Annotated in this window: 17 protein-coding genes; 16 read left to right on the top strand and 1 reads right to left on the bottom strand. The window is 45.2% G+C overall.

From position 1 onward, the window contains the following. Positions 1-178 precede the first annotated feature (178 nt). The gene (locus tag H6629_00260; protein MCB9066226.1) at positions 179-2524 is read right to left on the bottom strand and encodes a DNA polymerase II; all 2346 of its coding nucleotides are present in this window, start codon (positions 2522-2524) and stop codon (positions 179-181) included. A 240-nt stretch (positions 2525-2764) separates the two neighbouring features. On the opposite strand from H6629_00260, the gene H6629_00255 reads away from it, so the two are divergent. The 16 genes from H6629_00255 to H6629_00180 all read left to right on the top strand — a co-directional run bounded on the left by H6629_00255 (position 2765) and on the right by H6629_00180 (position 25091). Next, positions 2765-4768 (top strand): pentapeptide repeat-containing protein, encoded by a 2004-nt coding sequence (locus H6629_00255; GenBank protein ID MCB9066225.1) that lies wholly within the window; start codon positions 2765-2767, stop codon positions 4766-4768. Positions 4769-5584: 816 nt separating this feature from the next. Beyond that, on the top strand, positions 5585-6484 hold the full coding sequence (locus H6629_00250; GenBank protein ID MCB9066224.1) for a polysaccharide biosynthesis/export family protein: 900 nt from the start codon (positions 5585-5587) through the stop codon (positions 6482-6484). Then, positions 6481-8046 (top strand): hypothetical protein, encoded by a 1566-nt coding sequence (locus H6629_00245; GenBank protein MCB9066223.1) that lies wholly within the window; start codon positions 6481-6483, stop codon positions 8044-8046. The genes H6629_00250 and H6629_00245 overlap by 4 nt, the downstream gene beginning before the upstream one ends. After that, positions 8043-8738 carry a CpsD/CapB family tyrosine-protein kinase gene (locus H6629_00240; protein MCB9066222.1) on the top strand — a complete coding sequence of 232 codons (696 nt, stop codon included), beginning with the start codon at positions 8043-8045 and terminating at the stop codon, positions 8736-8738. The genes H6629_00245 and H6629_00240 overlap by 4 nt, the downstream gene beginning before the upstream one ends. A gap of 43 nt (positions 8739-8781) precedes the next feature. Then, a complete protein-coding gene (locus H6629_00235; protein ID MCB9066221.1) occupies positions 8782-9990 on the top strand; it encodes a DegT/DnrJ/EryC1/StrS family aminotransferase in 1209 nt (402 codons plus the stop codon). A gap of 81 nt (positions 9991-10071) precedes the next feature. Continuing rightward, positions 10072-10680, top strand: a complete 609-nt coding sequence (locus tag H6629_00230; GenBank protein ID MCB9066220.1) for a sugar transferase — start codon at positions 10072-10074, stop codon at positions 10678-10680. 21 nt (positions 10681-10701) lie between these two features. Further along, positions 10702-11364 (top strand): PIG-L family deacetylase, encoded by a 663-nt coding sequence (locus H6629_00225; protein MCB9066219.1) that lies wholly within the window; start codon positions 10702-10704, stop codon positions 11362-11364. Positions 11365-11380: 16 nt separating this feature from the next. Next, the gene (locus H6629_00220; GenBank protein ID MCB9066218.1) at positions 11381-12382 is read left to right on the top strand and encodes a methionyl-tRNA formyltransferase; all 1002 of its coding nucleotides are present in this window, start codon (positions 11381-11383) and stop codon (positions 12380-12382) included. 62 nt (positions 12383-12444) lie between these two features. Beyond that, positions 12445-14982, top strand: coding sequence for a polysaccharide biosynthesis protein (locus H6629_00215; GenBank protein ID MCB9066217.1), 2538 nt, complete (start codon positions 12445-12447; stop codon positions 14980-14982). A gap of 31 nt (positions 14983-15013) precedes the next feature. After that, positions 15014-16090: a polysaccharide deacetylase family protein gene (locus tag H6629_00210; protein MCB9066216.1), complete on the top strand. Its 1077-nt coding sequence runs from the start codon at positions 15014-15016 to the stop codon at positions 16088-16090. A 53-nt stretch (positions 16091-16143) separates the two neighbouring features. Further along, positions 16144-17352, top strand: coding sequence for a glycosyltransferase (locus H6629_00205; GenBank protein ID MCB9066215.1), 1209 nt, complete (start codon positions 16144-16146; stop codon positions 17350-17352). Positions 17353-17549: 197 nt separating this feature from the next. Next, the gene (locus H6629_00200; GenBank protein MCB9066214.1) at positions 17550-18962 is read left to right on the top strand and encodes a sulfatase; all 1413 of its coding nucleotides are present in this window, start codon (positions 17550-17552) and stop codon (positions 18960-18962) included. Positions 18963-19048: 86 nt separating this feature from the next. Next, positions 19049-20254: a hypothetical protein gene (locus tag H6629_00195; GenBank protein MCB9066213.1), complete on the top strand. Its 1206-nt coding sequence runs from the start codon at positions 19049-19051 to the stop codon at positions 20252-20254. 74 nt (positions 20255-20328) lie between these two features. Beyond that, complete coding sequence (locus tag H6629_00190) at positions 20329-21795, top strand: O-antigen ligase family protein (GenBank protein ID MCB9066212.1); 1467 nt, start codon at positions 20329-20331, stop codon at positions 21793-21795. 55 nt (positions 21796-21850) lie between these two features. After that, entirely contained in the window at positions 21851-23443 is a 1593-nt protein-coding gene (locus H6629_00185) for an MOP flippase family protein (protein MCB9066211.1), read from the top strand. Between the two features lie 88 nt (positions 23444-23531). Next, positions 23532-25091, top strand: coding sequence for a right-handed parallel beta-helix repeat-containing protein (locus H6629_00180; GenBank protein MCB9066210.1), 1560 nt, complete (start codon positions 23532-23534; stop codon positions 25089-25091). Positions 25092-25149: the final 58 nt, after the last annotated feature.

Genomic DNA, 25149 nt, shown 5'->3' with positions numbered 1-25149 from the left:
TGTATCAAAAAAGTTTAGGGTAGGATTTTTATGGAGAGAGCCGAACGAGATGATCTCTTGAAAAATTTTACAGCTGTTGATTTATACTATCGATGCTTGCTAATGGGAAATTAGTAAAAATTTTGGGTATTTTTTGAAAGCATTCCGGTGGGATGTTTTGTTTGCGTTGAAACGCCCGTTAAATTTTGAAATCCGGATCATCAAATAAAGATAGTTGAGCATCCTGACAAAGTTCTTCAAACGATTTGCCCTGCAAAATCAGCAGCGAATCTGCGATGGGACGAAGTTGTTTTTGAATATAATGCATATAATCGATGTCATGCGGACCGGTTTCCACCGGAACAGCCCCGTGCCGGCTCATCACGTATCGAACGGTTCGAACATCCCGAAACAGTTTTTCTGCCATCAAAATACGCGCAGCGCGAACCTGTGGCGTGGCGTTTTTGGAGTATTCGTCCGCGTGTTTTCGCAATCGTTTGTGATAAATCAATAGCTCATTTTTTTTGCCGCTGCGCAAATCGCGCAAATATTCCCGCAGCCACTGGGTGACCGGCATTTCTTTCAGCACCCGCCAATACAATTGATACTGAAAATCTTTCGCCAACGGTGTCCAGTCTGTCCGGACATATTCCATGCCCACAAATTCCAGTTTTTCAACGGATTTCTGGATGCGCAATCCGGCGTATCGTTTGCGGGCACCGCCTGTTTTTCCGCGAGCCATCGGCAGCACAAATTTTCGGTAATATTTTTCGAATTCAATTTCCATGTATGATTTTAGCGACATTTCCGAAATCCGCGATTGCCAGTAGGTATTCAATTCTACTGCCAGCTCGTTTCCCAAAATTTCCGGGTCGATCATTTTTTCGGGCGGAATTTTTACGAAAAGCGAATCCGTATCGCCGTAAAGCACCTGATATCCTTTTTCTTCCAGAAAATTTTTGCTGCCGATGAGGAGCCAGCGAGCCGTTTTGGTGACGGCAGTGGGCAAAACCGGATCGTAAAACCGGCTGGCATCCGATCCCATGACGCCGTAAAAGCTGTTCATCAAAATTTTAATGGCGTGTTGAAGATACGTATCACCTGCTTTTTTGGCGGCTGCGCGGCGCTCCATCAAATCCGAAATAACACTCTCCATAAAATGTTCCGTTCGGGAAAATTGATGTCCACTCGGCGTAACCAACGGATTAACATCGTTTAAAATTTTTGACAGTGGTTCGATATGAAATGTTTGCATCAGCGAAGGATACAGGCTTTTGAAATCCAGCAAAATAACGTGTTCGTGAATCCCGATAATCGGGTCCATTACGTAGCCGCCGGCGGTGTGCTCCATTTGCTGAACATCCGATTTGTTGGGCGCAACAAATCCGCGCCGATGGAGTCGCGGCAAATAAATGTGATCAAATTCCGCAGTTGAAATTCCCACATCTTTTAACAATAATCCGGTGATTTGAGAGCGGCGAATTTGCAGCTCGATCAGCCCGAGTTTTTGGAAAATTTCGGTGACAAGCACGCAATCTTCGAGATTGTAGGCTGCCAGCGAAACTTTGTCTTCCGCAAACATTCGGTCAATTTCGCGAATTTTATCGACCTCGGTTGAGAGCTGTTTTCCGCGATTCAACAACGTTTGCGAGACAGTTTCCAGACTGTAATCCACAAAACTGTAAAAGATAGAGCGCAGCATCGGCGGGCCGTCCAGCACTACGCGACCGGAAATATCGATCGCCATCAACCCGCTTTTTTGGCGGCGGCGAATGTGCACCGGCGTTTTGCTCCGGGCGATATCCAGCGAAAGTCCGTATTCCCGGCATTTGTTCTCCAAAAAGGATAGATCAAATCCGATAACGTTCCAGCCAATGATAATATCCGGATCACTTTGCCGGAACAGTTCGAAAAACCGGAGGAGCATCGTGCGTTCATCCGGGCAGAATTCCAGATAATCCGGGCAGTCGAGTGGTTTCGGGGAAACCATGAGCACTTTTTTCAACTCGTTCGTGTTGCCGGAAATGTGCATGGCAATGGAATACAGCCGTCCGGAATCAACGCCTGTTTCGATATCTATCGATGCAACCACTAATTTAGGGGTGACCTGGCAAGGCGTTAGTTTCGGGTTGTGAAATCGCAGTCGCCGCCCGGCCGATTCGGCGATGCCGCTAACGGTCACCTGAGCGTAGATAAATCGCTCCATCAAGTATCGGCGATCTGTGCGAATATCCGCCTCATATGTGGGAATACCGGCAGATGTGAGGATTTGCTCCGCTTTTCGGCATTCCCGCTGTGTGCGAAAATACAGCCCGTCCACAACTTTTTGATCAAAGTTGCTAAGTTGTAATTGTCGCTGTTGAATGGGAAAGGGGAAGGCTGGTAATTGTGAATCGCGAGGGACAAAAAAAACCGGTTTTTCGGTGTCGATAGTTATTTCCACCAGGCTGCCATCCCGGCAAACGCCAAAATATTGCAGAATATGGCGATTTCCGGCATCTTGCCAATCACTGGTGATGATAAAAATATCTGTTGTAACCTGCATAAGCCGTATCCTGAAAGTCCGAAATAACTGGTTTTACCGAAAGTTAATGTACGTAATGTTTAAATTAAGGTTCAAGCGATATTGCTTTTCAACGATAATTTAATCTGCGGTGTATTATATTTTTGAATTATCAGACTGTGAAACAGTTCACAGTGTCGCCATCGCAAATTTGGTAGTTTCAGGTGTTCTGTTAAGTGTGATGTGAAATTAAAAAAAGCCGAATGTCCAGGGAAGGAGATAATGGCTAACCAAGCTCACATATTATTGCTGCAAAATGGTTCCCGGGAGTGGAATCATTGGCGGAAACAGTTTCCTGAAATATCGCCCGACCTCCGAAATGCCGATCTATCTGGCTATTCCCTCCGCGGTTTCGATCTTCACGAAATCAATTTGCGATGTGCAAATTTGGCTAAAACCGATTTGCGCGAAGCCAATTTGCGCGGTGCGGATTTACACAGCGCCGATCTCCAAAAAGCAAATCTCGATAAAGCGAATTTAACTTATGCCACTCTGTCCTTTGCGAATTTGGCGCATGCCAGATTAAACGGGGCAAATTTGGGTGATGCAAATCTGGCGAATGCGAATCTGCAATATGCCGTGTTCTCCGGTGCTTTTTTAACCGGGGCGAATTTTAGCTGCGCGCAAATGAATTTTGCCGATTTATCAAAATCCTTTTTGCGCGAAGTAGATTTTGACGGGTATGATTTACGAAATGTCAATTTCCAAAAAGCGTTTTTGCGATCCGCCAGTTTCCGAAAAGCGAATCTCGAAAAAGCCGATTTCAGCGATGCTTTTTTGGTGCGGGCAAATTTTTTGCGAGCGAATTTACGCGAGGCAACATGTGTTGGCGCCAACTTAACTGAAGCAATACTGAATGAAGCAAATTTGGAACAGGCAAATTTAAATAAAGCAGAATTGGGGAAAGCAAGCCTGGTTTCAGCAGATTTGCGCGGTGCATTGCTCAATCATACGTTTTGGTTGGGCGCGGATATTCAATACGCAAATTTGGCACAAGCTGAAATTCGCAACGCATTTTTGCGCGGAGTGGATTTCAGTCAGGCGGAAAATATTACGGGTGTAGATTTTCGGGAGAGCGTGTTGCGCAACACCAATTTCAGGAATACAAAACTTACTGGTGCAGATTTTAGCCGCACCAATTTATCGAAAGCAAATTTGCATTCTGCTAATCTGGAAGCTGTGTTGTTTTCCGGCGCAGATTTATCCAGCGCAACACTCGCCCGAGCGAATGCTGATGGTGCCAATTTTCGCGGTGCAAATTTGAGCAAAATAAATGCTTCCAAAGCCAATTTTAGTGATGTGTGTTTGCAGCGTGCCAATTGCGCCGGTGCCAATTTTCAACATGTAAAATTCCTGAAAGCAGATTTGCGGTTCGCTAATTTGCAGCAAACCCAACTGGATCATTCCGATTTTAGTGATGCCTTAATCAGCGATGCTGAAATTGATGAAATTACTCTTTGCAGCCGGAACATATCCGGTGTTCGATTGGGAATCAACGGAATTTGGAATGAAATATCGGAAAATGGCGCAATCGTTTCAAGCGATCCCGCTCCGGGCGAATTGCCGGTGGGGCATGCCCGCGCAATCACGCGAATGCTCACTCGCGCACGAAAATTTAACGGCGTTGCAATGAGCATTGCCATTGTTGCGTTTTTATTGGCTTATTCGGGTGTGGAAAATGTGCAAATTCCATTATTGCAAAATTTAACAATCCATTTTACGGAGTTGGTTGGATGGGGAATGTTGGTTGCAGTGGTGTTAACAAGTCAGGTTTGGTCTTTTTTAACGGATGCTTTCAAAGGTGCTGGACAGCTCAGTAAGCCAAAAGCAATCGCATTAGTGGGCAATTTTCCGTGGCAATTAACTCGCCAGATTTCCGGCGGCAACTTGCGGCAAACCGAATCTTTGGTAAACCGGTTGGTTCAAACATTTTTTCCGTTGTTGTTTTTGGTGGTTGGTTTAAAAATCGATGTGCTATTGCGTTGGTGGTTTTTGCCGTTGCTATCTGTTCAAATTGTGTTTGCTGTTATGATATTTACGATTTCAAAGCGGTTCCAGCAGCCGTTTTTTGCAAAGCGCTATTTATCTCAGCGTTTGCTTTTGGAGCGCCTGATCAATTCTGTGAGCGCTGAAACCAAAGAAATTCTCGCGTTGATCCGGCTGTTCAGATCGGGAAAAGAGGCGTCCAATAAGTCCGATGTTGAATCGACAGTAATAAATAAATGAGCTTGACCTGTGTTTATAGCAGTTCATTTAATCAATTGTTTATGGTAACTATAGAGGAAAATCCAAAGTGAGTAGGAATAGTTTCGGCTGTTGTTGTAAAAGTTTTACGAAACAAAAGTCGCTTCTACTATATCTCTTTAATCAAATAAGGTTTAAGTTAGATCTTACCTTTAGGGGATATTCAGCGATAAAGCCTGCTCTGCTTTCGGTCAAACAGGGGAAATTACATCTGGTAAGATGTGGGTTTTTGACGTAAGGGGGCTTTAAATGATTGGGTGTGCAGGGCATTTGTTCGTCGATAATGTTGCTGAATTCTGCTCAATTTTACCACCCGGTCATTATTCAATTCGTTAAAAAGTGGATGCATTTTTTGCGATATCTTTTCGCAGAATATTTGTTTTTGCAATTAAACCCTAAAGGATTAGGTAGCATGAAGTGTATGGAAAACATTATTTATCAACGACTTAAGACTGTGAAAGGCAATACCGGAACTATAAGACACAGTGCTTCAAACATACTTCCTCACTCGCCTTCGGTTATCAATCCGAACTTTTACTTTCTATATCAAGATAGTATGCGACATCAATTTATTGGTTTAACAGAACAGCTTATCGATTTTCTGATGGGTATGGTTACTGAAATCAAAGCGTACCGACACACAAAAATATTAAAACGTAAATCGAAAAATAAATGAACAGTGAAATTAATGAAATGGGTATGCATAAATCACAAAACTCAGGGATGGGATAGATGAATTGGGTTAATCCGACAATTTTTCAAAGGAATGGCAAAGTCAGCGGAGTTCTGATTTTGGTTATGCTTTTGTCAATAGCTGTTTTTGGGCAAAGTGCTTCGTACCGGGTGCAAAAAGGCGACCGGTTGAATATTTCATTTTGGGAATATCCGGAGATGAATACGATCAGCACGGTCAGCCGCGATGGCGATATCGAATTGCCGATTATTGGCAGAATTAATGTTGCCGGTCTGATTATCAGTGAAGTACGCAGCACCATCGTTTCGAAAATGGCGATTTATAACAAACTGGTCAATCAGCTCAATATTGCGGTGGTGGAATACGGACAAAATGTTGTTTACGTAACCGGAAACGTATTGCAGCCCGGCAAATTTTCATTTGAAGAAATTCCGAATCTGTGGAATATCATTTTGGAAGCGGGTGGACCAAACCAATCGGCAACATTGGATAATATTTCAATTGTCCGGAACGATGGAAACGGTCAGGTGTTGACGGTGAATTTGGCGTATGCCTTGCAAAACGGCAAGTTAGCGGAATTGCCGAAAATTCGCCCGCGTGATACCATCAATATAAACGGACTTACACCGACCGGCGAAAACACGCCATCACCGCTGACAGAAAAGGCAGAAGTTTTTATTGTTGGGGCTGTTCAAACGCCCGGTCCGCAACGGTTCGAAGAAAACTTAAATTTGTTGGAAGCTATCGGGAGAGCCGGCGGCCCAACAGCAGATGCCAATTTGAAAAAAACAACTTATGTTGTTGTCGAAAACGGAAATACCCGCATCGTAAAATTGAATCTTAAAGATTATTTGACCAATCCCGGCACGCGGCCGGTGCCGATGCTCCGGCAGGGCAGCACGCTTTACATCCCGGAGAATCGACCCTCTCAATTGGTAACCGCCATTATTTCATCACTTATAACTGGCGCAATCGCAACTACAGCAATTTTGGTGACAAGATGAATATTTTTGATTCGCGAAATAATTTTGAATGGCGTGATTATCTGAAAATCTTTTTCCGGCGGAAATGGTTCTTTTTAGTTCCGTTTTTGCTGGTTATGGCGCTGGGCGTGTCATCCATTCTTTTTAAGGAAGGCACTTACGAGTCCTATTCGATTATTCAGATTCACTCCAGTCGTTTGCCTTCTCAGTTGAGCAAGCTGCTACCCGGTGTTTTGGGTGTGGATGGCTATCGTGACTGGAAAAAGCAAATACTCAGTTCAGATTACCTGACCCACACCATCAAAACGGTGGGGCTGGACAAAAACGAAGCCGTTATTTCCGAGGCGCTGGCAATGCAGGAAAACTTGCCGGACAAAACGCTGGATGAAATTGTTAACTTCCTGTTAATTAAGAAATTACGCGAAAAAATCAGCGTAAAACAATATCAGGAAAACATGGTTGAAATTCGTGCGCAAGCCAATAATTCGGAAGTTGCGCATTTGATTGTTAAAACACTGATCGAGTATTTCCGCGAAGATTTTTTGGAAAAAGAAGTATCCAACATTCAGAGTGCACTCAAATTCAGTGTAGAGCAAATCGAAGAATTTCAGCAAAAACTGAAAGAATCGGAAAGCCGTTATAATAGCTACCGCCGCAATGTGTTGGGAAACCAGGCCTCGGAGGAATTACTTACACCTGAATCCACACAGCGCATTCGCGATGCGATCGTTACATCCGAATTGACGATGCGGGAAAAACGTGACGATCTGATGCGCCTCAACGATCTGTTGCGGAGCTATAACCTTGGCAACAACATTCCGGTCAGCCTTTCGATAAACACACAAATAGTGGGTATCAACCAGAAAATTAATGAAGAAGCGCAGTTGCTCAAAAGATTTGCGCCGGGAAGTGCGGAACTGATGCGGGTTAGCCGTTCTATCAACATGGATCGGGAAAACTTGCGTTCGGAATTTGAAAAATATTACACTCGTCAATATGCATCAGCAGATCCTGGAATTCTTTCGTCAATGGCAAATAAAGCATTGGCATTACTGGATTTACAGATTTCCGAAAAACGCATTACCGCGCTTAATGATGTGCTGAATTCTTCCCGTCAGCAGACGACGCTCAATCAATCGCAGGAATCTGCATTGGAAAAACTGGAAGAAGAAGTCGGGTTGAACCGCGATATTTACAATCTGCTGCTGCAACAGGCGCAGGGCACGCAAATTGAAGAAGCGATGCAACGCGCCAATGCCGCCAGCCGCATTTCAATTATCGAACCGCCGACCAAACCGCTGGAGCCGGATAGCTCCGGAAAAAATATGTTGGCGCTGATCACAATGGTGGTTTCCATGGTATTGGGATTTGTGGCGGTTTATGTGCGGGAATATTTTGACGGCACGCTGCAAACTGTGGAAGAAACAGAAGAATTTTTCAATCTGCCGGTGTTGTGTGTGCTGCCATATCTTGAAAAAGACCAGATCAAAGATCGCAATAATACTGACCAAAAAATAAACCTGACGGAAGCCCGGAAAAAAGCTGCGGAATCCGGTCAACGGGTGGGAGAATTAAAACGATGAACAATAATACATTCAAAAATTTTTCATATTCGGATTCCCCGGGGAATGCAGAAATCGAACGGCTGGTTGCCAAACTGGATTCGCTGAGCAACGGCAAACGCACCCGCATTACCCTCGTTTCCAGCGCGCTGACTGGCGAAGGCAAAAGTACCATTGCAGCGTTGATCGCCCGTTCAACAGCTTACAAATTGAACACGCCGACACTGCTGATCGATTTTGATGTGCGTCGCCCGACGTTGCACAATATTTTTCAGGTTCGTCGGGAAAAAGGGTTGGTTGATGTGCTCAACCTCAATCTGACAATCCGCAACTGCCTGAAGCAAACATCAGTGCCAAATCTTGCGCTGCTCACCAGCGGGAAAACCGATGTTGACCCGAACGAGCTGCTCAAATCGGACAAAATCAAAGTGTTCCTCAAAGGGATGGGCACATATTTCCACAATATTATCATCGATTCGCCGCCGGTAATTCCGGTCAGCGATCCGTTGATTTTGGCAAAGCTGGTTGATCACATCGTATTGGTGCTCAAAGCTGGTCATACGCCGCGCAGCATTGTCAAGCGGGCGATCGATATGTTTGCGGATGTGAACGTGCAGGTTACCGGTTTGGTGATGAACAACATGCAAAATGTGATGCCGTATCAATATGATTATCGCTATTACGGATACAAATATACGCCAAATGGCAATTAACAACTTGTTATAACGTCAGGAAAAACAACACAATATGGCGACGATGCTAAACACTGAACGGAAAAAAGCTACCGAATTTATACCGTACTGCCAGCACAGTATTTCCGATGCGGAAATTGCGGAAATTGTAGACACACTAAAATCGGACTGGTTGACCAAAGGACCAAAAACCATCCGGTTTGAAAATGAGCTTGCCGAATATGTCGGCAGCAAACATGCGATTGCCGTAAGTTCCTGCACGGCGGCGCTTCACCTGCTGTTGCGTGCTTACAATATTGAATGCGGTGATGAAGTGATCACCACGCCGATGACATTTGTGGCAACCGCAGAAGTATGTGAATATCTTGGGGTTAAGCCCGTTTTTGTGGATATCGATCCCCATGATTTTAACATCGATCCGTTAAAAATTGAAGCGGCAATCACGCCGAGAACCAAAGCCATCATGCCGGTTCATTATGGCGGTATTCCCTGCAATCTGGATGCAATTTACGAAATTGCCGAACGGCACGGATTGCATGTTATCGAGGATGCAGCGCACGCCATCGGAACGATGTATCGCGGTAAAAAAATAGGCGGGATGGGGCGAGCTGCGGCATTCAGTTTTTATCCCACCAAAAACATGACTACCGGCGAAGGTGGCGCAATCACCACCGATGACGACGAGCTGGCCAACCGGCTGCGGGTGCTCAGTTTGCACGGTATTTCGAAAGATGCGTGGAAACGCTATAGCAGCGAAGGTCAGTGGTTTTACGAAATTCACGAACTTGGGTACAAATACAATTTTACAGATCTGCAAGCTGCGCTGGGATTGCAGCAGCTCAAACAGCTCGATGCATTCAACGAACGTCGGGAAGCACTTGCCGAACGTTATTTTAATGCGCTGAAAGATGTGCCGGGCATTCGTTTTCCGGAATATTATGCCCGATATTTTGATCAATTGCGCGGTACCGGCGAATACAATTGCTGGCATTTGTTTGTGATGATGATCGATCCTGATCAACTGACCATCGGGCGCAACGAATTTATCGAGTTGCTGAAAGCGGAAAATGTGGGCACCAGCGTGCATTTTATCCCGCTGCATTTGCAGCCGTATTATTTCAAAAAATACGGTTATCAGCCGGACGATTTCCCCAAATCAATGGATGTTTATGAGCGAATTATTTCCATTCCCCTTTATCCGCGGATGAGCGATGAACAGTTAGTTTATATCGTTGACACCATTCGCCAAATTGCGGAGAGTCATCGTAAGTAACATTAATACTTGACAAAGGATAATGTGTCGCAATCAACCAATCATTCGGAAGCCGTTCATTTGCTCAGAGGAGGCAAATTGATGGAAATGACAGACTTCGCCGTTGCGCAGGCGAATGCACCCTATTCATTGGCAAAAAATGTGATCGACCGGATTATTGCCAGCGTCGCTTTGCTGCTGCTTTCCCCGCTTTTTGTGGTGCTGGCTATCGCGGTAAAGCTGGAAAGCGAGGGCGCCGCATTTTTTTCGCATACGCGTGTCGGACTGAATGGGCGTTTGTTCAAAATGATCAAATTCCGGACAATGGTGAACAATGCGGACAAAATCGGTCCCGGATTAACCGCAAAAAGCGATCCGCGAATTACCCGGTTGGGCAGCATTTTACGTCGCACAAGTATGGATGAATTGCCGCAACTCATCAACGTTTTGAAAGGCGAAATGAGCCTGATCGGTCCGCGTCCGGAAATTCCGGAAATCGTGAAAACGTATTCTGCCGAACAACTGCGTGCGCTGGCTGTCAAGCCCGGCATCACCGGGTTATCGCAGGTGAACGGACGGGACGATTTACCGATCGACAAAAAGCTGGCGTTCGAAGTCCGCTATGTGGACAACTTCTCGCTCAGCCAGGATATTCACATTTTGTTAAAAACATTTCCGGCGCTGTTTAGCGGCCGTGGCAATCGTTGTTAGTGATATTTTTAAGGTAAATAAATGAAAATATTGATATTAGCTGCACATCCGGATGACGAGGTTTTGGGCTGCGGTGCCGCTGCTGCCCGTTTCGCAAAAGAAGGGCACAGCGTTACACCGGTGATCCTTTGCGAAAATGCAACCGTTCGTTACGCTGCGGAAATGCAGGAAAATCTTGAAAATTGGGCACGACAAAGCGCGCAAATACTGGGTATCGAACCGCCGGTTTTTGTGGGATTACCCGATCAAAAACTGGATACATTCACCGCGCTGGAAATGGCCCAAACCATCGAAAAAGTGCTGGCCGATCTGCAACCTGAAGTGGTGTTTACGCATCACGGCGGTGATATCAACAAAGATCACCGGGTGATTTTTGAGGCAACAATGGTTGCAACGCGTCCGCTGCCCGGCAGCAACGTGCATTCGGTTTATACTTACGAAACAATTTCATCGACAGAATGGGCGGCAACGGAATTCTATTCCCGGTTTACGCCCAATACATTTTACGATGTAACAGAAACCATCGCGAAAAAAGTGGAAGCGTTCAGCCAGTATCGGTCGGAAGTGCGGGAATATCCGCATCCGCGCTCGCCGGAAGGCATAGAAATTCGGGCAAAAGATTGGGGCGCCCGGGTTGGCGTTCGTGCGGCAGAGGCTTTTCAACTGGTTCGCAGCGTGTTGTAAATAAAGGATAATTAATATGTTAAAGAATCAAAAAAATATCCGGATCGCATTTGTTGGGGCGGTGGAAGAAGGCCGGGAATGTTTGCAGGAAATCATCAATTACGGCGGAAACGTGGTTGGCATTTTTACATTCACCGAAGAAATCGCGCTGAAAACATCCGGCGCGGTGGATTTTGAGGAAATTTCGATCGAACACAACATTCCGTTATTTCGCGTGAAAAGCACCAACAATCCGGATGCGGTTGCCCAAATGCGCGAGCTGAAACCGGACATCATTTTTGTCATCGGCTGGACGCGATTAGTCAGCGCGGAAATTCTGGAAATTCCGCGTTTCGGTTGCATCGGGATGCATGCATCACTGCTGCCGCGATTTCGCGGACGTGCACCGGTAAACTGGGTGATTATCCACAACGAAAAGGAAACCGGCAACACAGCCATGCAACTTAACGAAGGCGTGGACACCGGGAAAATGGTTGCGCAAAAAGGATTTCCCATTTCGATGGCGGATACTTGCCAAACCGTATATCACAAAGTTGCAAGAGCTGGGCGAGAAATGATTGTTGAAATTCTCGATGCGGTAAACGCCGGAAATTTGCCGTCTATTCAACAAAATGACGCGGAAGCAACTGAAATGCCCAAACGCCGTCCCGAAGATGGCATTGTGGACTGGCAAAAAGGTGCACTCGATTTGTTCAATTTTGTGCGGGCTTTGACCCATCCGTATCCGGGTGCGTTTTCGTATTTGCGCGGACGCAAGTTATTTATTTGGGAGGCGCGGATTGCGCATTACCCGCACCTGAAATCGCATATCAGCAATTGGGAAAACATCGAGCCGGGAACAGTGCTTGGCGTTTCCGATGGTGTTGTGGTGATGACCGGTAAAATGGAGTTGCTAACATTGCATCGTCTCAGTTTTGAAGAGGAGGAAGAATTGGGGTGGCGTGATTTTGTGAAAACATACAAAATTCAAGTTGGTGATGTTTTGGAGTCAGAAATAGAGGTAACGGTACAAGTTTAACTTATTTCAGCTGATTCATTCGCGAATTATGAACACTCACAAGGCTGAAACTGGAGCAAAAAATGTTGAAGAAACTGACAGATTTAATCGTATCGCTGCTCGGAATTGTTCTTTTATTACCATTATTTTTGACACTGTGCCTGATTGTCAAAATCAGCAGAAACCGTGCAGAATTTAACAGTGTGAAACGTGTCGGTAAAAACGAGAAGCTGTTCAAGTTATACAGATTCAAGGTTTATAGAAATCTCAAAAAGAAAACTGACAGCACGTTCAGCCGCCAACTGGATAGCATGTTGGAAATGATGTTGTATTTCAAATTTGATAAATGGCCAATTTTATTCAACGTTTTAAAAGGCGATATGAGTTTGGTTGGCCCAAAACCGGAAAAACCGGAATATTTGAAATATTACCAACCGGAGCAGAAATTGATTTTTTCGGTTCGCCCGGGCATTTGGCGACCGGATGGCTACATCAACGAATGGGACGATGACGATTCGTCTGAAAAACGCGGCGGCAGCTTGCGAAATGATTATGTAAAATACATTTTGCCTGCCAAAATAAAAGAAGAACTCGAATATGTCCAAAACCGGCAATTGGGCAAGGACATGAAAGTGTTTTTTCACTCGATGAAAATGAAATTTCATCGGGCGATTTATCAACTGGTTCGCGGCGACACCAGCGGCCACAATTTTATTTTGCCGATGGATATCATTTTACTCAGCCTGTCGTACCTCATTGCGTTCGAGTTGCGGTTCGATTGGCAAATTCCCCAAAACGAATGGGAGCTGTTTCTCCGCGGGTTGCCATTGGTGATTTTTTTGCGGGTTGTGGCATTTTACTATTTTGGCATTTACAAAAATTTGTGGAAATACGTCAACATTCGGGATTTAGTAAATATCATAACAGCTTGTTCAACCAGCGCAATAGTGATAGTTGCAGTGTTTTCTCTGTTGGGGATGGTTACGCATTCGCGCTCAGTATTTTTGATCGACTGGATGTTGAGTATTTCATTAATCGGTGGATCGCGTTTGCTTTTCCGCTTTTTCGATGAAACTTTTCGGGTGCCGCCGCGCCGCAGAACCAACGTGCTGATCATCGGTACCGGCGAGGTTGGCGTGATGCTGCTGAAAATGCTGGACATCAACGGCCGGGATAAATACGATGTGGTCGGTTTTGTAACCGATGACGTAAAAATGCACGCCCGAACGGTTCACGGATACAAAGTGCTCGGTGCGCGAGAAGATATTCCGCAACTGGCAGCCATTTTTCGGGTCGATGAAGTGTTGATTGCCGAACCGGAATTATCTTCCGATGAGATGAAGCGCATCATCAAATATTGCAAAGAAGCCAATTTGCGCCACCGGATTGTTCCGGCTGTGAACGATTTGTTGAGTGGTTCCGTCCATCTCTCCAAATTTCGTGACGTGGAAATATCCGACCTGTTCGGACGAAAGCCGGTTGAGTTGGATTTATCGGCCATCAAACAAAATTTGCGCGGACGAAAAGTGTTGGTTACCGGCGCCGGCGGCTCTATCGGCTCCGAACTTTGCCGGCAGATCGCCGAATTCCAACCGGCATATTTGCTGCTCATTGATAAAAACGAAAATTATCTGCACGAAATTCAGATGGAACTGGCGTCGCAATTTCCCAATCTGGTGTTGCACAGCAGCCTCACAACCATCACCAACGTTGAAAAGCTGGAGCGTGTTTTTCTGGAATTTAAACCGGAAGTGGTGTTTCACGCCGCCGCGCACAAACATGTGCCGCTCAGCGAAACGAACAGTGAGGAAGCCATTTGGAACAATATTTTCGGCACGCGAAATCTTGCCAATTTATCGGACAAATATGGCGTCAACAACTTCGTGATGGTATCTACCGATAAAGCGGTCAACCCGACCAGCATTATGGGTGTAACCAAACGTGTTGCCGAGCTTTACGTTCAGGCGTTGGGTCAAATTAGCAAAACGCGCTTTGTTACAGTTCGGTTTGGAAATGTGTTGAATAGCAACGGCAGCGTGATTCCGATCTTCCGGAAACAGATCGAAAAAGGCGGTCCCGTCACGATCACTCACCCGGATGTGGAGCGTTTTTTTATGAGCATTTCCGAAGCTGTGCAGCTCATTTTGCAGGCGTTTACCATGGGAAAAACCGGGGAAATTTTTATTCTGGAAATGGGTAAATCCATAAGAATTATGGAGATGGCAACTGAGCTGATTACCCAAGCTGGCTTCAAACCGTTTGATGATATTCCCATCGAAGTGGTTGGTTTGCGTCCCGGCGAAAAATTATTTGAGGAGCTCATCAGCGTTCATGAGGAATCGGTGGCAACTTCGCATTCGAGCATCAAAACGCTGCGCTCCAACTACGTGTATTCTGTGGATCAGATCAACACAAAAATAAACGCGCTGGAACTTCTGGATTATACGATTCCAACAGCGGAAGTTGCCTGCAAATTGAAAGATATCGTTCCCGAGTACAATTACACGCCGAATGATCAACCGAATGGGAAGAAAGCTGTGCCGCAGGTAAAGAACGGCACTAATGGTACCAAAATAAACGGAAAAACCATCACATTTACGGAATTCGAAAATCATTCTTAAAAGACCGGGAGGTCTGTTCAGGGAAATTTTCATGATAAAAGTTTTTGTTAGTTACATCCTTTATTATTCCGGTTTGTTGACAATTGCCAGATGGCTGCAGGCTTTTTTGGGGCAGCGGATTACGATTATCACATTTCACCGGGTGGGCGATCACGCGGTGGAAGACGGTTTGCCAACCCTTTACGTCACGCCGGAATCTTTCGAAAAAACCATTTCGTTTTTGATGAAAAACTATGATATTATTTCACTTAGCGAATATTCTTCACTGAAAACAAATGCCCGGCCGCTCCCGCCCAATCCGCTGATTATTACGTTTGACGACGGTTATCGCGATTGTTACATCAACGCGTTTCCCGTTTTGCAGAAACACCGGATACCGTTCACGATGTTTTTGCCCGCAAATATTTTCAACGGCGGAGTGGATTTTTGGTGGGATCGCCTGTATCACAGCTGTTCAGAAATGAGCAGTGCGCAAATCATCGCGAGTCTGGAGCAGGCGGCGGATGTGCATCCGGAGATGCAATCGCTCATCGTGACTGCGAAAGCGGAATCATCCGATAAATCGGAAATGGTGATCCATTTGATCGATAAACTCGGGGATTTTCCACCCGCAACGCGACTGCAAATTGTTAATACGATTGCCCAAAATGTGCACAAAGAATCTGCGATGGATAACCAAAATCGCAGCGTTGTCAACTTGCCGGAAATTCATGAGATGCTCCAAAGCGGTGGAGAAATCGGGTCGCACACCAAAAGCCACTGCTTTTTGGATACTGTTCCCACAGAGGAGGCAATTGCGGAAATTCAGGATTCCAAAATAGCGCTGGAACGATTGCTGAGCACCAAAATCCGGCATTTTGCATATCCCGCCGGTCGCTGGTCTCCGGAAATCCGCGATATGGTCGAAAACGCCAATTACAGCAGCGCATGTGTAGTTGCAGAGGACGTCAACAAAATTAATCAGGATTTATTCACGCTGAAACGACTGAGCATTTGTGAACCGTTGATCACCAAAGCCAACGGCGAATTTTGCAAGGCATTGCTGGCATCTCGATTGGTTTTGGCGGGATTTATCGCGTATGTTCATCGCCGCTGGCTTAATCAATAAATGGAATTTTTTCGCAAATCATTGATGATGATTCAAAAAGTAGAAAATAAAATATGACTTCAAAAACAGAACAAATCAGCCAACAGCACATTATTTCGAATTTTAATAATGTTGATCGGGGAAAAATAAACATCCTTTTTGTGATCGATTGGCTGCACGAGTTTGGCGGCACGGAAAGGCATTTGCACCAGCTGGTCAAATATCTGGATCACGACAAATTCCAATGTCACCTGATTGCGTTGAACGGTGATGTTGAATTTATCCACCGTTTTTTCACCCAGTTTGGCTGCAATTTCGTCCCAATTTTTTTGAAACGTATTTACACACCGCCGGCGTTGATCAAAGGATTAGACATTTTCCGGTTCATTCGCGAAAAAAATATCGATATCGTGCAAACATTCGGGATGGGGGCGGATAATTACGCCAGTATTATTGCGCGATTGGCAAAGACGCCGGTGGTGATTTCCAGTCGGCGGGATATGGGAACGTATCGCACGGGATTGTATAGCATAGCCGATCGCATCAGCCAGCAATTTATTCACGAATACATTTCTGTTTGCGAACGCGTGAAAGAGGGAATGCAGGTTGAGGGAATTGAGAAACAGCGTATCACCCGGTTGTATAACGGCATTGAGCTGGAAAAATGGCTGGAGGTTAAACCGGGAGATTTTTCAAAGCGGGAGCATTTGGACATTCCGAAAGATCATTTTGTGATTGGCAATGTGTCACATTTCCGCCCGGAAAAAGGACATCTGATTTTTTTTGAATCGATTCGCCAATTGGCGAAAGAAATACCGGCGCTGACAGTGATTGCTTTAGGTGCACCGGGACCTTATCGCGATGAAATGACGCGATTGGTGCAAAACGATCCGGTGTTGAAGCATATCGTTCGCATCACGCATGCCCGGGAAATCCGCGATTATCTCAGTGTTTTTGATGTTGCCTGCCTCACGCCAATCAGCAACGAGGGTTTTTCCAACGCTGTTTTGGAGGAAATGGCGTCCGGTTTACCGATCATTGCAACAGATGTCGGCGGAAATGCGGAAGCTGTTCTCGATGGGCAAACCGGCTACATTATTCCGCCGGGCGATTCAAACGCAATTACCGGTGCGATTCTCAAATTATACGAAAATCCCCAAATGCGCCGAAGCATGGGCGAGAATGCCCGCCATCGCGCAATCAGTGCATTCGATATGAAAGGGATGATCGAAAATTATCAAAATTATTATTTGGGGCTTCTCAATAAAAGCGTAAAGCTATGAAAATCAGTTGTTTAAAACATGATACCAGCCCTGCGCCTTCATGGCTCCGGGTGAAATGAATGCCTGCACTGCCGGTCTGGCGGTAATTGGTAATCACCGGCAAACCGGCTTTGTGTGCGTTCATAGAATCAAAAAATAATGAAAAATAATAGATTGAAAAAATCAGGGACGATAAACTTTTTGGAGATTTGCGGAAAATGAAAAAGCCGAATATCCTGTTAGTTTCGATTGATACGCTCCGTGCCGATCATGTGTCGAGTTACGGCTATCACCGGAAAACAACCCCAAATCTGGATCGATTTGCCGAAGAAGGCGCACGATTCAACAATGCTTATTCCACAGCCGTGTGGACGCCGCCGGCACATGCATCTATGCTTACGGGACTTTATCCTTCCGCACATAAAACGGTTGATTACAAGAGTTTAAGCCCCCGGATTCCCACCATTGCGCAAACGCTGAGCAAACACGGATATAACACTGTGGGTTTTGTGAACAATCCGGCTGTGGGTGCATTTGTAGGATTGGAACGTGGGCACCAAACGTTTCACGAAATCTGGAAAGGTGTAACGTCCAAAAATCTGGCGGTTCGCGGCGGTCATAAAATTTACCGGAAATGGCTGGAAGCGATTGGCAAAACCGATCAGGGTGCCCGGAAAACCAATTATCTGATCAACCAATGGCTCGATACGCAATACAACAAAAATGAACCGTTTTACATGTTTGTCCACCACATTGAGCCGCACAATCCGCTCAATCCGCCGCGCCCATTCCGCGATAAATTCAGCAGCAGTGTTTCCGGAGAAATTAATCCTGAGCGACTGGCAAAAATGGCGGATAATCCGCTGGCTTATTTTACTGACGAACTGAACGTTACCGATGCAGAAAATCAATCGCTGATCGATATGTATGATTGCGAAATCGCATACGTCGATCACATGATGGGCGAAACGCTGGATATTCTTCGTGAACGAAATATTTTGAATGATACCCTCGTGATCATCACCGCCGATCACGGTGAACATTTTGGCGAGCACGGATTGTATTCGCACGTTTCCAGTTTGTACGAGCCAATTGTTCACATTCCGTTCATGATACGCTATCCTGAACTATATCAACCGGCGACTTACGAAGTTCCGGTTCAGCATGTCGATATTTTTCCGACAATATTAGAATTGCTGGATATTGAAAAACCATTGCAGAACAGTTTACCCGGCAAAAGCCTGCTGCCCAAAAATGGTAAACCGAAAATCGCGGATGACCGACCGGTTTTCGCGGAATGGGAAGGGCGAATTCCCGAATATGTGAAAAACCGGTTGAAAGATTCCGGAGAATTTGCCAAAAAAGTGGAACGGTTTACCCACAAATTCAGCATGGTGAAAATAAAATCGCACAAATATATCTATTGGGAAGATGGCGTTGAGGAGCTATACGATTTATCAGATGACCATGCGGAACAAAACAATTTAGCTCCATCTGCAAAAGAGGTTTGCGAAACCATGCGTGAATTGTTGATGCAGAATTTATCTGTCCGGAAAAACACAGATAAAAATGAAGGAAATCAGGCTGACGATTTGGTAATGCAACGACTTAAAGATCTTGGATATATTTAAAAATTTCAAGGATTTGCCTGTCTTTTTTTGCTCAAGGAATTTGGCATATTACGAACCAAATGCGGAATCAATTAGGAGCAATGTTAATGTTCGGGAAGATGTATCGAAAAGGATTGGATATCTGGTTGCCCGGTTATTTGCGGCAAGTTTTTTCGAAAACGCCGCCGATTAATCCGGATGAACCGGTTCATATAATGGTGAGCGTTGTGGATCATTACGAACCTGGAAACGGTGGCGTTGATATACAGACAGCCACAGATCGGGTAACCGCGTGGGTTGAAAAATATCCCGAAATGGCATCTCGCCATTCGGATGCGGACGGTGTGATGCCGCAACACACATTTTTTTATCCGCCGCACTATCATGAGGCAGATCATTTGGAGCGCATCGTTCAACTTTCCCAACAAGGTTTTGGCGAAGTGGAACTGCATTTGCACCATAACCACCACCCGCCGTTTCCGGAAACGGACGAAAGTTTACGCCAGAAAATTGAAGCAACGCTGGATGAATATGCCCGTTTTGGTATTTGGGGTTCGGAAAACGGAAACCGCAAATATGGTTTTATTCACGGTAATTGGGCGTTGGATAATAGTTGTGGCGGTGAGCATTGTGGTGTAAACAACGAAATAATGATTCTTAAGGAGAGCGGGTGTTATGCGGATTTCACATATCCCGCACCGGATCGCTGCCAGCCGCGAATGATAAACACCATTTATTACGCCAAAAGCGTTGCCTTTGAACCCAAATCTCATGATATCGGGGAACCTGTGGAGTGTGGAAAAAAACCGTGGGGAGATTTGATGATTATTCAGGGTCCCAAAGGTGTGCGTTGGCGCGGTCGTCCGTTTGCCTCGTTGCCATGCATCGAAAGTGCAGAAATTGATCACACCAACCTGCCCACGCCGCGCAGAATTGACCACTGGGTAAAAACAAATATTCACGTTTCCGGAAAACCGAATTGGATTTTTATCAAATTGCATTGCCACGGCGCACCGGAAATTGATCACGATAGCCTGATCGGCAAAGCCGCGGATGAAATGTTCAGCCATTTGGAAAACCGATACAATGACGGTAAAAAATACCAATTGCATTATGTTACCGCCCGGGAAATGTATAACATCATCAAAGCTGCGGAAGCGTCAAAAACCGGTTCGCCGAATTTGTATCGGGATTATCTGATTCAAAAACCGGATTATCAGCCCAAAAACGGCGTTTTGAATGGACACACCAATTACAAAATTAAAATGTTTGAAACACAAAACCATTTGTCAGATGATACGAGAAATGACTGACCAAAGTGTGTGAATTATAAATTATCGAAATCAAAACTGCTGTTAATATTGAATTTAGTTGGTGAAGTTTTTTTATGGAAATAGGCATTGGTTTAACACAATATATACCGTTTATCGTCTATCTGGGATTTGTTAGCGTTCTATTGCTGACATTGCTTTACCGGATAGAGATCGGCATTTTCTTTGTTGTGCCGCTGTTGCCATTGCAAAATTTGCTGGACAGTATTGTGGAATTTCCCGGCGGGAAAGATTTTCTGGATTTGCTCTGTTTGGCAATGCTGATTCGGTGGTTTTACGATCGCAATGTTGGTGACCGGCGAACCATTGTCCGAAAAAAGCTTGGCTACACCAGCCGGATAATGCCGGTTCGGGAAACATCTATCGATGGTTCGCTGGACCGCAGAATTTTAGAAATCTTGATTATCATTATCGTGTTGTGGACACACCTGTCTTTGTGGCGGGGTTCATCGTTTCTCGGAACTGGCAACCCAATTACCGCAGGAAATCCCCGATTCATCACATGGAAAAATTTTGTGATGTTGCCATTGCTGTATTTTATTGTGGTTAACAACATCAAAGAAAAAAAGCATATCCAATATTTGTTGATTTTAATGGCTTTGTCCATGTTATTTATGGATCGAAATTTTTACAGTAACTTTTCATCGAAAGATCATTCCAGTTATAACGATAGCCTTCGCATTGCCGGCACATTTACCTATTTGGGACCGAACGAGCTGGCTGTTTTTTATGCTCAACACACCGCCGTAATTCTTGCATTATTAATGATAGACGATAACTTTCGACGAAAAATGCTGTTTTTGGCGACTACAGCTTTCAACTATTTTTGTCTGATGTTTCTCTTTTCCCGAGGCGGATATTTGGCATCTGTTGTCAGTTGGATGTTCTTTGGATTCATCAAAGATCGGCGTATTATTTTGGTGCTGTTTTTGTTTGTGCTCGGCTGGCGGCTGGTGGTGCCGGTATCTGTTCAGCAGCGCATCGATATGACGGAGCAGGAGGGCGAAATCGACCGGTCGATTGAACAGCGATACATCATGTGGGATTTCGCAATCGGCAAAATCAAAGAATTTCCCATTTTCGGCACCGGTTACAACACGACTCCGCATATGAATATCTATGTTGATCACGCCCGTAAAAGCCTTCACAACGGCTATATCGAAGTGACAATGGAACAGGGATTCGTTGGTATTATTATCTTTCTGGTTTTCTTTGGGCTCGGGATTGTTTATGCCTGGAGACTTTATACCATGACAGATGATAAGTTCTTGAAAGGATTGGGTTTAGGATTCGCGGGTTGTGTGCTGGCGGTATTAGCCGGCAACATTGCCGGCAGCTACTGGTTTTACATCAACGTATCCGGTTTCTATTGGGTAAATTTGGCGTTGGTTATGCGGGCGATTGATATGGTAAAGGAAGAAAAAAACGCCACGATTGACAAATCGGAACAAAACGCTTTTCCTCAACAATCTTCACGACAAAAATTTGTTCACCGATCCAGGCCCGAAGTTACCCGCGGCTGATTTTATTACAAGTTATTTGCGAAATACACCGAAAGCATGCAGGTTCGAACAGTATATGGTTGAAAATAAAGGAAATAGCACGGTTTTGGGCAGCATCCGGTGGAGCATCATCGGGCAGGCGCTTTCTCGTGTAATGATGATCGGTGTTTCGATTGTGCTGGCAAGATTGCTGGCACCGGAAGATTTTGGACTGATGGCAATGGCAATGGTGATCATCGGATTCATGGAAACATTTTACGAATTGGGCACCGGCAGCGCAATCATCCAAAAGAAGGAAATTTCTCAGGAACTGTTGAGCAGCCTTTTTTACATCAATATTTTTTTTGGTATTTTTTTGGCCATATTGTTTGGCTCAAGTGGGCATTTTGTTGCAGAATTATATCAGGATGATCGGGTTGCCCCAATTTTGCAGGTGATGGGGCTGGTGTTTTTCATCTCTTCATTTGGGTTGGTGCATCATGCACTGATGCGCCGGAATTTAAACTTCGACCGATTAACGATCATTGAAACGATAACGCTGGTTATCGATAGTGTCGTTGCCATTGTGCTGGCCGTGATGGGCTGGAGCGTTTGGGCGCTGGTTTATTCGTTGCTGGCAAACCGGCTGGCGTTAACGGTACTGCTGTTCGTTTCGGAAAAATGGCGTCCCGGTTTTCAGTTTTCAATCACAGAAGTGAAAACGGTGCTCAGTTTTACACTAAATCTCACCGGCTCAAAAATTTTCAACTACTTTTCGCGAAACTCGGATAAATTTATTATCGGGCGATTTTTGGGTGCCGCTTCACTCGGCTATTATTCGCTGGCATTCAAGTTGATCACATACCCCATTGAATTTGTGCAAACCGCGCTTGGGCGGGTATTGTTTCCCGCATTGGCGCGATTGGAAGATAATAAGTCGTTTAGAATTATGTATTTACGCGCCTGTGGCGCGATAGCATTATTGGTGTTTCCAATTATGGTTGGCATGGGAACACTGGCTGATCCGTTCATCAATGTCGTTTACGACAGCAAATGGGAACCTTCGGTTATCATTTTAATCATCATGTCGCCGGTGGGAATTGTGCAATCTATTCTCAGTACTGTCATTCATATTTATCTCGTAAAAGGTCGCACAGACCAGTATTTTGCATGGGCTTTTACATCCGGCGCGGTAATTGCTGTCAGTTTTGTCTGTGGGTTACCCTGGGGATTGCTCGGTGTAACAATTGCCTTCAGTTCAGCCATAATGTTGCTCGGCGCATTGGGATTCTGGATGCCATTCCGGCTGATCGAATTAAAAATGCGCGATTTTCTCAAAGTGCTGTCACCCTATTTTTTGATGTCCGTGGCAATGGCAGCCGCAATTTTTGTATGTAATTATTGGTTGAAAAGTATCGGTGCGAGTCAGTTTTGGCAGCTTTTGGCCGGAACAGCAACCGGCTTTCTGAGCTATTCAATACTGTGTTTGCTGGCGAAACCGGCGGCATTAGCGGATTTGATTCGATTGATGCCGACAGTTGTCCAAAAAAATCCGCTGTTCAAAAGCATCACCGATGCGAATATCCGAAGCGATGTTGCGGTTAGCGCAAATGGCAAAAAAAACGGCGACAATCTCATTTCAATAGATGAAACCCACCCGAAAAAGGAATTTCAAAACGGTGTTCGCTAACCGGTTTTCCGGCAGCTTTTGCACTGGAAATTCATAACAGGGATGACACCAAATTGTTCGTTCATGAAAATCGGGAGAGGTTTACGATATGTGTAATCGGTTAATAAAAACAATCTATCTAACAATATTTTGCATTTTAGCGGTTGTTCCGGCAATCGCGCAAAATGTGTATTTTATCTCGCCGGACGGCTCGGATGCGGCGTCCGGATCAATTGGGTCGCCGTGGCGATCCATCAATTTTGCTACCCAAAACACCCAGCCGGGCGATACCATTTACATGCGCGGCGGCAACTATGTGTATGACGAAGTTTGGATCAAACCGGGCTGGGGTGGCGCCAACGGGCTTTACAAAACCTTGGCTGCCTATCCCGGCGAAACGCCGGTGATGCTCTCGCAACTTACGGTTAATTGCAGTTATTTGCGGGTGGAAGGTCTGTTTTTTCAATTGCCGAAATCGATTCGGGTGGTTGATTGGGATTCGCCAAGCCTGCATGTTCATTTAATGAACAACCATTTCACCGGACCGCAACCGCGATATGGTGCTATTGAATTTCGCGGCAGCTACGGACTGATTGAGGGCAACACCATCGAAATTAGCGGCGACAATGGCGAATCGCAGGATCATGGAATTTACGTTATGTCCGGTGAAAACAATACGATACGCAAAAATACGGTTTCCGGTACCTTCGGTTACGGCATTCACCTTTACGATGAGTTGAAATCCAACGATGATCCGAACGTCCTCAAATATATCCGCAATGTGGTGGTCGAGGAAAATATTGTAAAAAATTCCCGCAAACGATCGGGAATGATTGTCGGGCGGCAACACAATGTCCGGGTGGAAAACGTAATTATCCGAAAAAATATTTTTGCCGGAAACAATCACGTTGGGTTGCTGATCCGACAGGTTGACGGCCTCATTGAAATTGTCAATAACACTTTTTATAACAATGGTTTACAGGCGTTGAATTTAGGTGAAGGAAGTGCCGATCCGGTTGTGCCTTCTGCCAAAATTATCAACAATATTTTTTACACAACCGGCAATAATTGCCGGGAACATTGCGATTGGTTTTCGGAATATTTGGTGGATGTGAGCAGCGGCGTCGGGCAAATTGAAGTAAATCGCAATTTGTATTTGCCGCTGTCCGATGGCATTCGTGGTGCGGAAGATGTCAGCCCGGTTTCCGCGGAGCCAATGTTCGCCAATCCGGCGAACGACAATTTCTCGCTGAAAGCGGAATCTCCCGCAATTGATGCCGGTATTCAGGTTGGGCTGCCATTTAACAACATTGCACCGGATCTTGGCGCCATCGAATTTTCCGAAAATGATGACGACGCCAATGCCCAAAATCCGCACGGATTCAATTTGGAGCAAAATCATCCCAATCCCTTTAATTTGAAAACGGCGATTAATTATCAAATTTTTGAACCGGGAAAAGTGAAAATTTCCATTTTCGATATGTCCGGGCAGGAGATTACCACGCTGGTAAACGAACCCAAAAACGAAGGTTTTTACACCGCATTTTGGGATGGAAAAAATACCAACGGGGATACGCTGCCGAGTGGTATCTACTTTTATCAATTGAAGTTAGCTGCGGAAACCGCCGCAGTTTCCCACTCGGAAAAGAAAATGGTGTTGATTAAATAAACGGGAATGGGGCTGCCACAATCGATCTTCACCATAAACTTATTTCTTCTGCAGAAAA

The organism is Calditrichia bacterium (genome assembly GCA_020634975.1).
Taxonomy (GTDB): Bacteria; Calditrichota; Calditrichia; order RBG-13-44-9; family J075; genus JACKAQ01.
The sequence above is the reverse complement of the archived record's forward strand: the minus strand, read 5'-3'. Positions and strand labels throughout refer to the sequence as shown.

Excerpts from the sequence above, each read along its gene's own strand:
- H6629_00210 (MCB9066216.1), top strand. The coding sequence starts at position 15,014 with ATGATAAAAGTTTTTGTTAGTTACATCCTTTATTATTCCGGTTTGTTG.
- H6629_00255 (MCB9066225.1), top strand. The coding sequence starts at position 2,765 with ATGGCTAACCAAGCTCACATATTATTGCTGCAAAATGGTTCCCGGGAG.
- H6629_00220 (MCB9066218.1), top strand. The coding sequence starts at position 11,381 with ATGTTAAAGAATCAAAAAAATATCCGGATCGCATTTGTTGGGGCGGTG.
- H6629_00240 (MCB9066222.1), top strand. The coding sequence starts at position 8,043 with ATGAACAATAATACATTCAAAAATTTTTCATATTCGGATTCCCCGGGG.
- H6629_00215 (MCB9066217.1), top strand. The coding sequence starts at position 12,445 with ATGTTGAAGAAACTGACAGATTTAATCGTATCGCTGCTCGGAATTGTT.
- H6629_00180 (MCB9066210.1), top strand. The coding sequence starts at position 23,532 with ATGTGTAATCGGTTAATAAAAACAATCTATCTAACAATATTTTGCATT.
- H6629_00230 (MCB9066220.1), top strand. The coding sequence starts at position 10,072 with ATGGAAATGACAGACTTCGCCGTTGCGCAGGCGAATGCACCCTATTCA.
- H6629_00245 (MCB9066223.1), top strand. The coding sequence starts at position 6,481 with ATGAATATTTTTGATTCGCGAAATAATTTTGAATGGCGTGATTATCTG.
- H6629_00260 (MCB9066226.1), bottom strand. The coding sequence starts at position 2,524 with ATGCAGGTTACAACAGATATTTTTATCATCACCAGTGATTGGCAAGAT.
- H6629_00205 (MCB9066215.1), top strand. The coding sequence starts at position 16,144 with ATGACTTCAAAAACAGAACAAATCAGCCAACAGCACATTATTTCGAAT.
- H6629_00250 (MCB9066224.1), top strand. The coding sequence starts at position 5,585 with ATGCTTTTGTCAATAGCTGTTTTTGGGCAAAGTGCTTCGTACCGGGTG.
- H6629_00225 (MCB9066219.1), top strand. The coding sequence starts at position 10,702 with ATGAAAATATTGATATTAGCTGCACATCCGGATGACGAGGTTTTGGGC.
- H6629_00190 (MCB9066212.1), top strand. The coding sequence starts at position 20,329 with ATGGAAATAGGCATTGGTTTAACACAATATATACCGTTTATCGTCTAT.
- H6629_00185 (MCB9066211.1), top strand. The coding sequence starts at position 21,851 with ATGGTTGAAAATAAAGGAAATAGCACGGTTTTGGGCAGCATCCGGTGG.
- H6629_00200 (MCB9066214.1), top strand. The coding sequence starts at position 17,550 with ATGAAAAAGCCGAATATCCTGTTAGTTTCGATTGATACGCTCCGTGCC.
- H6629_00195 (MCB9066213.1), top strand. The coding sequence starts at position 19,049 with ATGTTCGGGAAGATGTATCGAAAAGGATTGGATATCTGGTTGCCCGGT.
- H6629_00235 (MCB9066221.1), top strand. The coding sequence starts at position 8,782 with ATGCTAAACACTGAACGGAAAAAAGCTACCGAATTTATACCGTACTGC.